The sequence below is a fragment of the Lysinibacillus sp. JNUCC-52 genome, from assembly GCF_015999545.1.
Classification (GTDB): domain Bacteria; phylum Bacillota; class Bacilli; order Bacillales_A; family Planococcaceae; genus Lysinibacillus.
The window spans coordinates 2,199,274-2,213,611 of the sequence record NZ_CP065546.1 but is presented as its reverse complement, the minus strand read 5'-3'; the positions used below and the strand labels follow the sequence as shown (position 1 = coordinate 2,213,611).

The following is a 14,338-nucleotide window of genomic DNA, read 5'->3' as shown; positions in this document are numbered from 1 at the left end:
ACTAAAACATTGTATATAATGGGTATTATGCTTATGGTATGGAAAGTTACTTTTGTGCGGTCTTTTTTAGCTGCGCTCCGAAAATAAAGCACTATATAATTTTAAAACGTCCATTGTGATGAGAGGAAGGAAGTGCACGAATTGAATTTTCGTGAAATGACAAAGGAACAATTAGCGGAAGAATCGTTAATTAACTTAGCTTATGCAATTTTAACTGAAAAACGTGCTTCAGTGTCATTTAATGACCTGCTTACAATTATTAAAGAGCTTGTTGGTTATAGTGATGAAGATATTAAATCACGCCTACTACAATTCTACACTGATATGAATGTTGATGGACGTTTCTTATTTAATCAAGAAACTGGTTGGGGCTTACGCGAATGGTTCAAAGTAGAACAAATCGAAGAAGAAACAGCTCCATCAGTGAAAACGCACAAGAAAAAATCTAAAGCTACACTTGATGAAGACGATGAATTAGAAGAAGATTTAGAAGAAGATGACATTGACTTCGACGAAGATTATGAAGAGTTTGTTGAAGAAGATGAAGAAATCGATGAAGAAAAAGAAGATATTGACTTCGACGACGAAGAAGATATTGAAGACATCGAGGATGAAATTGATGAAGATTTCATTGAAGAAGAGGAAGAAGAGTTCGATGAAGAAGAAGAGGAAGAAGTGTAATACGATTACGCTTTGAATTTTCTTACTTCAGTACTTGTATTAAAAATTCTTGACTTCTTACACGGTTCCGTTTAATCTTTTACTTGGGCTCCTTAAAAAAAGGAGAAAGACCGTGTATATAATACGCTCCCCCTGCAAACCTATGCAGGAGGGGCGTTTTTTTTGTTTTTAACTTGCTGAATCAAGTTAAAGGTCAAGGCGAATATTTAAGAATTAAAAAGGGGCTTTTCGACCAGGCTCGAATAAAATTCGGAAGTAATTACGCCGAGATGTAATGAATCATCAGTCAAGCTCTCCCATGCTAATAAATAATGATTTGAATACGAAAGTGGTAAACTAATCATTATGTATATTAATCGGTGACTGAGTTATATGGTAAAGCTTCTCATGGAGAACATAATTAGATTGCTTACTGCCATGCTAGCTATGAAAGTTTTACTACAAAGAACAATTTAGAAAAGTAAAAAAGATATAGAAACGATTACAGCTTCGAATCGACTACATTCTAAATGTAGGCATTCTCGGCTTTTCTTATTTTAGGGATAGGAAAGCATTATGTTTCTTATTCATGTCCAACTATTCGTGTTATAGGTTTACGTTTCCTTCCTGCAAATAGGTAAATCAGTAAGCGATATGACAGAATGGAAGGACACAATATCCTTTTTTTACTAACAAGATCCAGTACAACATAAGGAGGAATTTTTCATGACAAAGTATATTTTTGTAACAGGTGGGGTTGTGTCATCACTTGGAAAAGGGATTGTAGCAGCATCTCTAGGACGTTTATTAAAAAACCGTGGGTTAGAAGTAACGATTCAAAAATTTGACCCATATATCAATATTGACCCAGGTACAATGAGTCCGTACCAACACGGTGAGGTATTTGTTACTGATGATGGTGCTGAGGCTGACTTAGACTTAGGTCACTATGAGCGCTTCATCGACATTAACCTAGGCAAACATTCAACTGTAACATCTGGTCGCGTATATCAATCTGTTTTACAAAAAGAACGTCGTGGTGATTACAACGGCGGAACAGTTCAAGTAATTCCTCACATTACTAATGAAATTAAAGAACGTATCCAACGTGCAGGACGTGAAACGAATGCAGATGTTGTTATTACAGAGGTTGGAGGAACTGTAGGTGATATTGAATCACTACCATTCCTAGAAGCAATTCGTCAAATGAAAACAAATTTAGGCCATAACAATGTAATGTATGTTCACTGTACGTTAATTCCTTACATTAAAGCTGCTGGTGAGTTAAAAACAAAACCAACACAACATTCTGTTAAAGAATTACGATCTTTAGGGATTCAACCAAATATTATTGTCGTGCGTACAGAACAAGAAGTACCACAAGAGATGAAAGAAAAACTAGCATTATTCTGTGACGTTCAACCTCATGAAATTATCGAATCTCGTGATGCAGAGCATTTATATGAAGTACCATTAAATCTACATGCTCAAGATTTCGATGATATCGTACTTGATCATTTCGGCATTGAAGCACCAGAGGCAGATATGGAAGAATGGCGCGAGCTTGTTGCAAAAGTGAAGAGCCTACCAAATAAACGAAGAGTGGCATTAGTAGGTAAGTATGTTGAATTACAAGATGCGTACATTTCAGTTGTAGAGGCGTTAAAACATGCAGGTTATGCGTTTAACTCTGATATCGAAATTGATTGGATTAACGCAGAGCATGTAGATGCAGACAATGTTGTATCATTACTAAAAGATGCTGATGCCATTTTAGTACCAGGCGGCTTCGGTGATCGTGGCGTTGAAGGTAAAATTTTAGCAACTCAGTATGCTCGTGAAAATAATGTGCCGTTTTTAGGTATTTGTTTAGGTATGCAACTAGCAACAGTAGAATTTGCTCGTAACGTACTTGGCTTAAATGGAGCGCATTCCACAGAGCTTGATTCGGAAACACAATATCCTATTATTGATTTCCTTCCAGATCAAAATGATAATGTAGACATTGGTGGTACATTACGTTTAGGTTTATACCCATGTAAGTTAAAAGATGGCTCAAAAGCAAAAGCTGCTTATGGTCAAGAGCTTGTGTACGAACGTCACCGTCATCGTTATGAATTTAATAACGAATACCGTGAGGCAATGGAAGCGGCAGGTCTTGTATTCTCAGGTACAAGCCCAGACGGAAAATTAGTGGAAATTATTGAGCTACCAGAAAACAACTTCTTCGTAGCTTGTCAATTCCACCCAGAATTAGTGTCACGTCCAAACCGTCCACAACCATTATTCCGTGATTTCATCGGCGCAACATTTAAATAAAATGATAAAAAGGATGTCTCGTTTAAACGAGGCATCCTTTTAATATAGTAAAAAATCCTAATTCCACGGGAGTAAGCCTTTATTCTGCAGAAGGAGAGTGGAATTCCGCGAAAGTAAGTCTTTATTCCGCGGAAGGAGGGTGAAATCCCGCGAAAGCGAGCCGTAATTCCGCGGGAGAAGAGTGGAATTCCACGAAGTTGCTAAAAAGGATGCCTCGAAAATTTTCGAGACATCCTTTTGTTTCTAGCCTTAATTTTTTGGGAGTTTTTATAGCTCCTCATCATCGAGTCCAAGCATTTCATCATAAGCAATTTTCACGGCTTCATAAATGAATAGGGCAGCTATTGCATGCGGTACAACAATACGCTCTCCTAAATCATTAGGTAACAAGCCTCCGCGCATACGAGTAGAAATATATGTATACGCTAAATCGGCTAATGGATTTTCTGCATTTGCTACTTCACTAGCTACTGCTGCAAATGGAATAAATTGTTCGTTCAATTTTTTGGCTAATGCTAATGCTTGCTGATCATGTGCGCTACGGGTAAAGATACAAATACGATCAGCTTCACTAACTTCTGTGTGCGCTGTCCACGGGAGTAGCTTTGCAAAACGCTCAACACCTTGAAGTGCATTTAACTCGACAACTTGCATTTCTTCAAAACAAGCAAAATAGACATTTCCTTCTCCTATTGCCGCCTGTGCAAGTAAACGTGCAGTTTCCTCAATAGATTCCTCTTCACTTTGTGTTATTCTTTGTAATAATCCGCTCAGCTGTGTTGTTAGTATTTTTGACATGATTCCACCTCAATCAATATTATATGTATGTGTGAAGCATAAAGCAAAAGTAGATAATTTATAATACTAGAAGGTATTAAGCTGTAAAAGGAGAATAATACATAATATAGATTTCTTTGTGCAAAATAATAATTCAAAAAGGGCGGAATGCAATGTGAAACGATTACTAATTGTTGATGATCAGCAGGGAATTCGTTTGCTATTAAATGAAGTTTTGAAAAAAGAAGGTTATGTTACATATTTAGCAGCTAATGGCGCTGAAGCACTACGTTACGCAGAGGAAGAATCCATGGATTGTGTATTGCTAGACATGAAGATTCCTGGCATGGATGGCATAGAGATTTTAAAATGTTTAAAAGAGAAATGGCCTCAGCTACCTGTCTTTATGATGACTGCTTACGGTGAACTAGATGTAGTACAGGAAGCATTGGATTTAGGGGCAATTCGTTACTTTACTAAGCCATTTGATATTTTTGAAGTACGTGATGCAGTAAATAAAACATTGAACACATAAGAAACAGGCAGTGGCAAGCACCGCCTGTTTTTTACATATGCCCTATTTCTTTTTTTATTTGAAGTGGCACCTGTCGCTACGTTGCCTTCGCTTTTGGTGCAAAAATATAAGCACCTGAAATTTCTTTTCAGGTGCTTATGAAAAAAAAGGCACCTGTCGCTACGTTGCCTTCGCTTTCGGTGCTTATGAAAAAAAGGCACCTGTCGCTACGTTGCCCTTCGCTTTCGGTGCTAAAATATAAGCACCTGAAATTTCTTTTCAGGTGCTTATGAAAAAAAAGGCACCTGTCGCTACGTTGCCCTTCGCTTTCGGTGCAGAAAATATAAGCACCTGAAATTTCTTTTCAGGTGCTTATATTTTTGCTATGATTAAATAGCACATTTATGTATAAAGAATAGTCCTAAAAGGAGGATTTTTAGTATGGCATTAGTATCTATGAAAGAGATGTTAATTAAAGCAAAGGCAGAAGGTTATGCAGTTGGTCAATTCAACATCAACAACCTTGAATGGACACAAGCGATTTTACAAGCGGCAGAAGAAGAAAAATCACCTGTAATCCTTGGCGTATCTGAAGGCGCAGGTAAATATATGGGTGGATTTATATCAGTTGTACACATGGTAAAAGGTTTGATGGAATCTTATGGCATTACTGTTCCCGTTGCTATTCATCTTGACCATGGTTCTAGCTTTGAAAAGTGTAAAGAAGCGATTGATGCAGGATTTACATCTGTTATGATTGATGCTTCACACCATCCTTTCGAAGAAAATATCGCAACGACTTCAAAAGTAGTTGAATATGCACATGCCAAAGGTGTGTCTGTTGAAGCTGAGCTTGGAACAGTTGGTGGTGACGAGGATGGCGTAATCGGTGGTATTATGTACGCTGATCCAGAGGAATGCCGTAAAATGGTTGAATTAACAGATATCGATTGCCTAGCACCAGCCCTTGGCTCTGTACATGGTCCTTACAAAGGTGAACCAAACTTAGGCTTTAAGGAAATGGAGGAAATCTCAAAATTAGCAGATCTTCCTTTAGTATTACATGGTGGTACAGGCATTCCAACAAAAGATATTCAACGCTCAATTTCATTAGGTACTGCTAAAATTAACGTTAATACTGAAAATCAAATCGCAGCTACAAAAGTGATTCGCGAAATTCTTGACAATGATAAAGAAGTTTACGATCCTCGTAAATTCTTAGCGCCAGCTCGTGAAGCGATTAAATCAACAGTTATCGGTAAAATCCGTGAATTTGGAAGTGCACAAAAAGCATAATTAAGCTTCTTATATGGTACAAAAGCAAAGATGAATACACATAATAAGAGAAGTGTTGATGCTAGCAATCGACCTTCTCTTGTTTTTGAAATAATAACTTTTTTTGAAAAAAATTAAAAATATAAATAAATAGGGTTTGGGAGGAAATATTATGAAATTTTTTATTGATACAGCAAACTTTGACGAAATTAAAGAAGCACATGCATGGGGTATTTTATCAGGTGTTACAACAAATCCATCATTAGTAGCAAAAGAGGAAAATGTTTCTTTTCATGATCGACTACGTGAAATTGCAGAGCTTGTAGATGGCTCAGTAAGTGGAGAAGTTATTGCCTTAGATGCTGAAGGGATGATTAAAGAAGGTCTAGAATTAGCTGCGATTGCACCGAACATTACCGTTAAATTACCGATGACGCCAGCAGGTTTAGAGGCTTGCCGCTTCTTTGCAAACAAAGGCATCAAAACAAACGTAACACTAATTTTTAGTGCAAACCAAGCATTAATGGCTGCACGCGCGGGTGCTACATATGTATCACCATTTATCGGACGTTTAGATGATATTGGTCAAAATGGTGTAGAGCTGATTGAAACAATTTCAGACATATTTACAATCCACAACATTGAAACGCAAATTATTGCCGCTTCTATCCGTCACCCTCAACACGTAACGGCTGCAGCTCTTGCGGGCGCTCATATTTCAACAACTCCTTTTAAAGTGTTAAAACAACTTTTCCACCATCCATTAACGGAAAAAGGAATTGAAGGATTTTTAGCGGATTGGAATAAGCGAAAAGGTGAATAATAAGATTATAAAGTGAGTCACATGCAAAAATTACTTTCCAATCATGAGGGAGAACGCAAAATGGATGTTTATAAAATTACAGGCGAAAATCGTCTAAAGGGTACAATTAAAGTTAGTGGTGCAAAAAATAGTGCAGTCGCCTTAATTCCAGCATCAATTTTGGCGAACTCTCCAGTGACAATTGGAGGGATTCCAGAAATTTCAGATGCTTGGACTTTAAAAGCCTTGTTAGAAGAAATCGGTGGAGAAGTACAATTTGACAATGGCAAAATGATTATTGATCCGTCCGATATGCTTGCACTACCTTTGCCAAATGGTAATGTAAAAAAGCTCCGTGCCTCTTATTATTTAATGGGGGCAATGCTTGGTCGCTTCAAAAAGGCGGTCATTGGTTTGCCAGGTGGTTGCTTCTTAGGACCACGTCCGATTGATCAACACATTAAAGGCTTTGAGGCACTTGGCGCTAAAATTACAAATGAGCACGGAGCGATTTATTTACGTGCAGAGGAATTAATTGGTGCTAAAATTTATTTAGATGTCGCAAGTGTTGGCGCAACAATCAATATTATGTTGGCTGCAGTACGGGCAAAGGGTCGTACGGTTATTGAAAATGCAGCAAAGGAACCTGAAATAATTGACGTAGCAACACTTCTTACCAATATGGGTGCCAATATTAAAGGTGCAGGTACAAGTGTAATTCGTATCGAAGGTGTTGATGAGCTGCACGGTACGGAGCATACAATTATTCCAGACCGTATTGAAGCTGCAACGTTTATGATTATGGCAGCAGCAGTAGGCGACGGCATTACTATAGACAATGTAATTCCACTACATTTAGAGGCAATTACTGCAAAGCTTCGTGAAATGGGCGTCAAAATTGATATAGGTGAGGAAAGTATTTTTGTTCCAAAAACAGACCTATCTACATTGCAAGCGGTTGATGTTAAGACGATTGTGTACCCTGGATTCCCTACGGATATTCAGCAACCACTCTCCGTGTTAATGACACAGGCATTTGGCTCTTCAAAAATAACAGATACGATTTATACGGCTCGTTTTAAGCATATTGATGAGCTGCGTCGTATGAATGCCAACGCACGTGTAGAAGGAAATACTGCGATAATTACTGGTCCAAGTAAATTACATGGCTCAAGTGTAACTGCAACAGACCTTCGCGCAGGTGCAGCATTAGTATTAGCTGGCCTATTAGCAGAAGGGGAAACTGAAATTCACGATATCTATCATATTGAACGTGGCTATAGCTCACTTATTGAAAAATTACGTGACTTAGGCGCAGATATTCGACGTGAAACAATTATGGTGAGTGTTGCAGAGGTAAAGGAGTAATGTGAGGTAAAAGTTTCGAGCCAATTATGTTACAATAAAGGTAATTTGAATGTTTCGGCGCAATGTAACATGCCGATAACGGGAGGCAAAACAACAATGGAACGCAGTTTATCGATGGAAGTAGTACGAGTAACAGAGGCAGCAGCAATCGCATCCGGGAAATGGATGGGTCGCGGTTTGAAAATTGAGGCAGATGATGCAGCAACGACAGCAATGCGCTCAATGTTCGATACGATTCCAATGCATGCTACAGTAGTAATTGGGGAAGGTGAAATGGACGAAGCGCCAATGCTTTATATCGGTGAAGAGCTTGGCCTTCGTAATGGCGGACCTCAAGTAGACATAGCAGTCGATCCTTTAGAAGGTACAAATATAGTAGCAAAAGGTACGAATGGTGCCATGACTGTATTAGCTATTGCAGATAAGGGTAATCTATTAAATGCACCAGATATGTACATGGAGAAAATCGCTGTAGGACCAGAAGCGGCAGGAAAAGTTGATATTAATGCCTCTGTTACTTATAATTTATTACAAGTAGCAAAAGCAAAAAATAAAGATATTTCTGATGTAGTAGCTACTCTATTAGATCGCCCTCGTCATCAAGCAATAGTAGATGAGATTCGTGAAGCGGGAGCACGTATTAAATTTATTCAAGATGGGGATGTTGGTGCTGCCATTAACACGGCATTTGATGAAACAGGCATCGACATTATGTTTGGAATGGGCGGCGCACCAGAAGGTGTTATTTCAGCTGTTGCATTAAAATGCCTTGGCGGAGACTTCCAGGCCAAATTAGTGCCAGAGGACGAAGAACAGTTAGAACGCTGTAAACAAATGGGCGTAGATGTAGATAAAGTTCTTTACTTAGATGATTTAGTAAAAGGTGACGATGCGATTTTTGCCGCAACTGCTGTCACAGATTGTGAGCTATTAAAAGGTGTTCAGTACAAAGGAGCTTACGCATTAACACATTCAGTTGTTATGCGAGCGAAATCAGGTACTGTGCGATTTGTAGAAGGTCGTCACGCGCTTGATAAAAAACCTAGCTATTAATAATATTTTCTTCTAAAATATACCTAGTGCAACTTATTGCACTAGGTACCTTCTTCTTCATTAAAACCATCCCATAGTTTTACTTAAACTTCTATGTTTACCCCAATACATGCATTATATTTTGAAAAAGACTGGAGTTGTGCATATGTCTGCATTGACAATCGCTCAATTAGAAAACATGACGTTAAAAGAGCTTTACGCCCTCGCACGCCAATACAAAATTTCGTATTATAGCAAACTAACGAAAAAGGAATTAATTTTCGCTATTTTGAAAACGCGTTCAGAGCAAGAGGGTTATTTCTTTATGGAAGGGGTACTTGAGATTGTTTCGCAAGAAGGCTTTGGCTTCCTTCGTCCAATAAATTACTCACCAAGTAAAGAAGATATTTATATTTCTGCTTCTCAAATTCGTCGTTTTGACCTTCGTAATGGGGATAAGGTGTCTGGAAAAGTACGCCCACCTAAAGAAAATGAACGCTACTATGGCCTACTACAGGTGGATGCTGTAAATGGAGAAGACCCTGAAGTAGCAAAAGAACGTGTTCACTTCCCAGCGTTAACGCCATTATATCCTGATCGACAAATTAAGCTTGAAACTACTCAGCGTAATCTATCAACTCGAATTATGGATTTAGTAGCACCAGTAGGATTTGGTCAACGTGGTTTAATCGTTGCGCCGCCAAAGGCTGGTAAAACATCGTTACTTAAAGAAATTGCCAACGCCATTACAACGAATCATCCTGAGGCTGAATTAATCGTCTTACTTATCGATGAGCGCCCTGAGGAAGTAACGGACATTGAGCGTTCTGTAAATGCGGATGTCGTGAGTTCTACATTCGATGAAGTACCAGAAAATCATGTGAAGGTAGCTGAAATCGTATTAGAACGAGCACGCCGTTTAGTAGAACATAAACGTGACGTTATTATTTTAATGGACTCTATTACTCGTCTTGCACGTGCTTACAACTTAGTGATTCCACCGAGCGGACGTACGCTTTCTGGTGGTATCGACCCTGCTGCCTTCCATAGACCAAAACGATTCTTCGGTTCTGCTCGTAATATCGAAGAAGGTGGTAGCTTAACAATTTTAGCTACAGCTTTAGTAGATACAGGATCACGTATGGATGAAGTAATCTATGAAGAATTTAAAGGGACTGGTAACTTAGAGTTGCACCTAGACCGACAATTAGCAGAGCGTCGTATTTTCCCTGCGCTTGATATTCGTCGTTCAGGTACGCGTAAGGAAGAATTACTTCTTGAACCAGAACAACTTGAGAAACTATGGGCAATTCGAAAAACATTTTCCGATGCCCCAGATTTTGCGGAGCGTTTCTTGAAAAAGCTGCGCACTACAAAATCAAACGAAGAATTTTTCGAAAAGTTAAATGAAGATATGAAAAAAGCCACTAAAGGTAAAGGGCTTCTTTAAAATTGTAGACACCATTGACTAGTAATAGTGAATGGTGTCTTTATTTTGTTATTTGACTGCCGTTGATTTCCGCTGCGGGAAGTGCCAGGCACTCAAACAATTTTACTAGTTGATTGGAGCGAAGGCGGACGACTCCTGCGGGAACGCACAGAACGTGAGACGCAACATACCGCGCGATAGCGAGGGTTGCGGCTTACGTGTGTGCCCGCGGAAAGCGTCCGTCCGTAGCGGAAATCAACGAAGTGAGCTTATCTCTACTCTGACACCAATAACTATTGTTAGTAATTGGTGTTTTTTTCTTGTTCTCTAAAAAGTATAATGAAATTGAGAATCATTATCAATATAATGGTGGTATGTCTTATTAGTTGAGGAGAACGCTATGAATTACGATGCTTATATGCTCCTATGGGAAAATGCCCATATCAAAGTAAAACACATGGAATGTGTAGTTAACAACTCGGGGCAAAAGAAAGAAGTAATGAAATACAGCTCGTTATTAATCATTACAGTTGGGGAAGCAGAAATTGTTATTGGAGAGAATCCTTATTATGTACAACGATTTAGCATTTTTCATATTGGAAAATCCCAAACATTACATATAAAATCAAAAAAGCCTTTGAACTACTTTCTTATTCACTATAAAGGTGATGTCATTTATGATGATGCTTTTATGCAACATTTACAAATGCAATATCAACCGTTTCAAACGGAGTTCTCATGTATACCTGCTAATCCAATTCCGATTCATACGTTACTACAAGATATGTTTATCAAGTGGCAGACAGGTTCTATTCATGACCATTTATTTGTCAAAGCATCCTTTTACAAGCTCATTTATCGGATATTTCAAGAGCTAACTGAAGGGCAGGGGAAGCCACATGAAATGGATAAAGTAGAATTAGCACGTTTATATCTAGAAGAGCATGTTCAAGAGCCGTTATTAATCCAAACGCTCGCTGATTCACTTCAAATTAGTACACGACATTTATTACGTGTGTTTAAGGCTCGTTATGGAATAGGGCCACAAATTTACTTGCAGCAACTCAAAATTAAACGTGCGAAACAATATTTAATTGCCAATCAATATGACATTAAACAAATAGCCATCTCTCTTGGATATGAGGATGAATACTATTTTAGTAGGGCCTTTAAAAAGGAGACAAGTATGGCGCCTAGTATTTATAGGCTGAAATATACAGCTGCTATGTCCGAATTCACTATTACAAATGAGAATCATTTTCAATACAATAAGAATCAGCTCGCGCAAGCAAAACGATTTAAGATTGGGGAAAATGAAGTCATGATGAAAAAAATGCTTAAACATATAAAGACGCCCTTTTTACTAAGTTTGTTAGTTTTACTAGCAGCATGTGGCGAGGATACAAAACAACCAGCTGAAAATAATGATAGTGTACCTAAAACGGAGGAGTCCGAGACTAGAACTATTACGGATGATAGCGGGCGCGAAGTAGAGATTCCAGTTAAAGCCCAACGTATTGTGACAGACTGGTATCTTGGACAAATACTTGCATTAGATGTTGTGCCTGTTGGGGCAGTAGTAGCTAATTTAGACTATGCAGCATTTTTAAAATCGTACTATAAAGACGGTGAAATTACGAATATCGGGACAGACGGAAATGCTTCATTAGAAAAGATTTTAGAATTAAAGCCAGATTTAATCATTACTTGGAATCCAGAAGATGTTGAAAAATATGAAAAAATTGCACCGACGATCGTCTTTTCTGATACAGCCTATAAATCTGCGACTGATGAGGTCAAAGCAATGGGCGAATTTTTAGGAAGGCAGGAAGAAGCAGACGCATTTGTCAAAGATTTTGAAAATCGCGTAACGAATGCACAACAAAAAATAAATGATGCGATACCAGAAGGTGCTACCTTTACAATTTTTGATGTATTTGAAAAAAATGCAACGGTTGTTGGGAATACAAGCGTATCAGGTGGCCGAGCGCTGTATCAAATTCTTGGTGTAAAACCACAAGAAAAAGTTCAGGAGCTTTTTGATACAAAGGAATCTAACGGTGGCCGCTATGATATCTCCTATGAAGTAGTAGGTGACTATGTTGGCGATTACGTCTTCGTTATTAATTTCTTTAATAAAGGTGGGCAATTCCCTCCAACTTGGACAAATCTTGATGTTGTCAAAAATAATAAAACAATTCCTTTAGAAGCCGAATATTATTTTGCTTCTGATCCGTTATCTGGACTCCATCAAGCAGAAGATTTAGCGGATAAAATAGTGGAATTTACAAAATCGCAGGAAAAATAACAAGTAGAATTGCGGAAAATATATGAGGTGAGCTACCTAGTTTTAAGATTAGGTAGCTTTCATTAAATAAATCATAAACAAGTATGAGCAATTTAAAGTTGTTAGTCGTATATTAGGAGGTTCCATCCATGTTACTACAACGTTTCTTTACTTATTACAGGCCATATAAAGGCTTATTTCTATTAGATTTCTCCTGTGCAATTTTAGTTGCCCTCATTGAGCTGGCATTTCCATTAGTTTTAAATAAAGTCATTGATGATATTCTTCCAGATGGTGAATTAAAGTGGATTATGATGGCATGTGGTTTGCTGTTATTGCTGTATATTTTTAATTCGATTTTAGATTTTATAGTTTCCTATTGGGGGCATATGCTAGGCATCAATATTGAAACGGATATGAGAAGGGAAGCGTTCAATCATATTCAAAAGCTCTCATTCCGCTACTTTGATAACAATAAAACGGGACATCTTGTCTCACGCTTAACAAATGATTTAATGGACATCGGTGAGCTTGCCCATCATGGTCCAGAAGATATGTTTGTTGCAATGATGACAATCATCGGTTCCTTTTGCGTAATGTTTTATATTGATCCTACCTTTACGCTATTAATCTTTATTCTTGTACCCATTATTCTTGTACTAACGATTATTTTTGGCAAGCTTATGTCGAAAGCATTTCATCAAATGTTCAGCGATATTGCGGACTTTAATGCTCGTGTAGAAAATAACGTCAGCGGTATTCGAGTAGTTCAAGCATTTACAAACGAAGACCATGAAAAAAACCGCTTCAAAAAGAATAATGAAAAATTCCGAGCAACCAAATTGTTTTCTTATAAGGTGATGGCTTGGAATGAAGCAATCTCTGGTATTTTAACGAAAGTCTTATCATTATTTACGCTATTTGTCGGCGCATACTTTGTATTAAAGGGCTATTTAACGAATGGCGAATTTATTGCTTTTATTCTTCTCTCTGGAATTTTACTCGGTCCAATTAACAAAATAAATATGTTTATTGAGAGTTATCCAAAGGGCATGGCTGGTTTTAAACGCTATATTGATTTTTTAGAAACAGCCCCAGAAATTGAAGACCATCCAAAAGCTAAGCAAATAGAGTCTATTGATGGCAATATTACGTTTGATCGAGTTTCATTTGGTTACACCGATACAGAGCACACATTAAATAATATTAATTTAACGATTCACTCTGGGGAAACAGTAGCGCTTGTTGGTCCATCTGGAGCGGGGAAATCAACTATTTGTAGCTTACTCCCACGCTTTTATGAGGTGAGTGAAGGTTCAATAAAAGTCGATGGGCTAGATATACGCGATTTTAAGCTTCATTCATTACGCTCCCATATCGGCATTGTACAACAGGATGTTTTTTTATTTGATGGTACGATTCGAGAAAACATTGCATACGGAGATTTACAGGCGAGTGAAGAAGATATTTGGTATGCGGCAAAACGAGCACAGCTTGAAGAGATGATACAAGCATTACCAGATGGAATGGATACGTTAATTGGTGAACGAGGCGTGAAGTTATCAGGTGGACAGAAACAGAGGCTGTCTATAGCACGTATTTTCTTGAAAAACCCCAAAATATTAATTTTGGATGAGGCCACTTCCGCTTTAGATACAGAAACAGAACAGGCTATTCAGCAAGCATTGCAAGAACTTTCCAAAGGACGTACAACATTAGTCATTGCACACCGCTTGGCGACAATAAAAGATGCAGACCGTATTGTCGTCGTTTCGAAAAAGGGGATTATAGAAGAAGGAACACATGAACAATTAATGGCTAGGAAAAACGCATATTACGGTTTGTACACAGCACAATTTGGTTTGCAAATCTAAA

At 38.1% G+C, this 14,338-nt stretch carries 11 protein-coding genes; 10 read left to right on the top strand and 1 reads right to left on the bottom strand.

Annotated features, from left to right (window positions below):
• Positions 1–141 precede the first annotated feature (141 nt).
• On the top strand, positions 142–681 hold the full coding sequence (gene rpoE, locus JNUCC52_RS11070; RefSeq protein WP_173478635.1) for a DNA-directed RNA polymerase subunit delta: 540 nt from the start codon (positions 142–144) through the stop codon (positions 679–681).
• A 705-nt stretch (positions 682–1,386) separates the two neighbouring features.
• Positions 1,387–2,979 carry a CTP synthase gene (gene pyrG / locus JNUCC52_RS11065; RefSeq protein WP_173478634.1) on the top strand — a complete coding sequence of 531 codons (1,593 nt, stop codon included), beginning with the start codon at positions 1,387–1,389 and terminating at the stop codon, positions 2,977–2,979.
• A 267-nt stretch (positions 2,980–3,246) separates the two neighbouring features.
• Here pyrG and JNUCC52_RS11060 read toward each other — a convergent pair whose 3' ends face one another.
• Positions 3,247–3,777: a DUF2529 family protein gene (locus JNUCC52_RS11060; protein WP_337982106.1), complete on the bottom strand. Its 531-nt coding sequence runs from the start codon at positions 3,775–3,777 to the stop codon at positions 3,247–3,249.
• Positions 3,778–3,931: 154 nt separating this feature from the next.
• On the opposite strand from JNUCC52_RS11060, the gene JNUCC52_RS11055 reads away from it, so the two are divergent.
• The 8 genes from JNUCC52_RS11055 (at position 3,932) to JNUCC52_RS11020 (ending at position 14,337) form a co-directional block, all read left to right on the top strand.
• Positions 3,932–4,291 (top strand): response regulator, encoded by a 360-nt coding sequence (locus tag JNUCC52_RS11055; RefSeq protein WP_173478632.1) that lies wholly within the window; start codon positions 3,932–3,934, stop codon positions 4,289–4,291.
• 420 nt (positions 4,292–4,711) lie between these two features.
• Positions 4,712–5,566: a class II fructose-bisphosphate aldolase gene (locus tag JNUCC52_RS11050; protein WP_173478631.1), complete on the top strand. Its 855-nt coding sequence runs from the start codon at positions 4,712–4,714 to the stop codon at positions 5,564–5,566.
• Positions 5,567–5,717: 151 nt separating this feature from the next.
• Complete coding sequence (fsa, locus tag JNUCC52_RS11045; protein ID WP_024362882.1) at positions 5,718–6,368, top strand: fructose-6-phosphate aldolase; 651 nt, start codon at positions 5,718–5,720, stop codon at positions 6,366–6,368.
• A gap of 60 nt (positions 6,369–6,428) precedes the next feature.
• Positions 6,429–7,715 (top strand): UDP-N-acetylglucosamine 1-carboxyvinyltransferase, encoded by a 1,287-nt coding sequence (gene murA / locus JNUCC52_RS11040; RefSeq protein ID WP_173478833.1) that lies wholly within the window; start codon positions 6,429–6,431, stop codon positions 7,713–7,715.
• Positions 7,716–7,811: 96 nt separating this feature from the next.
• On the top strand, positions 7,812–8,768 hold the full coding sequence (glpX, locus tag JNUCC52_RS11035) for a class II fructose-bisphosphatase (RefSeq protein ID WP_173478630.1): 957 nt from the start codon (positions 7,812–7,814) through the stop codon (positions 8,766–8,768).
• 145 nt (positions 8,769–8,913) lie between these two features.
• Positions 8,914–10,197: a transcription termination factor Rho gene (rho, locus tag JNUCC52_RS11030; protein WP_173478629.1), complete on the top strand. Its 1,284-nt coding sequence runs from the start codon at positions 8,914–8,916 to the stop codon at positions 10,195–10,197.
• Between the two features lie 379 nt (positions 10,198–10,576).
• The gene (locus JNUCC52_RS11025) at positions 10,577–12,484 is read left to right on the top strand and encodes an AraC family transcriptional regulator (RefSeq protein ID WP_337982105.1); all 1,908 of its coding nucleotides are present in this window, start codon (positions 10,577–10,579) and stop codon (positions 12,482–12,484) included.
• 128 nt (positions 12,485–12,612) lie between these two features.
• Positions 12,613–14,337, top strand: coding sequence for an ABC transporter ATP-binding protein (locus JNUCC52_RS11020; RefSeq protein ID WP_337982104.1), 1,725 nt, complete (start codon positions 12,613–12,615; stop codon positions 14,335–14,337).
• Position 14,338: the final 1 nt, after the last annotated feature.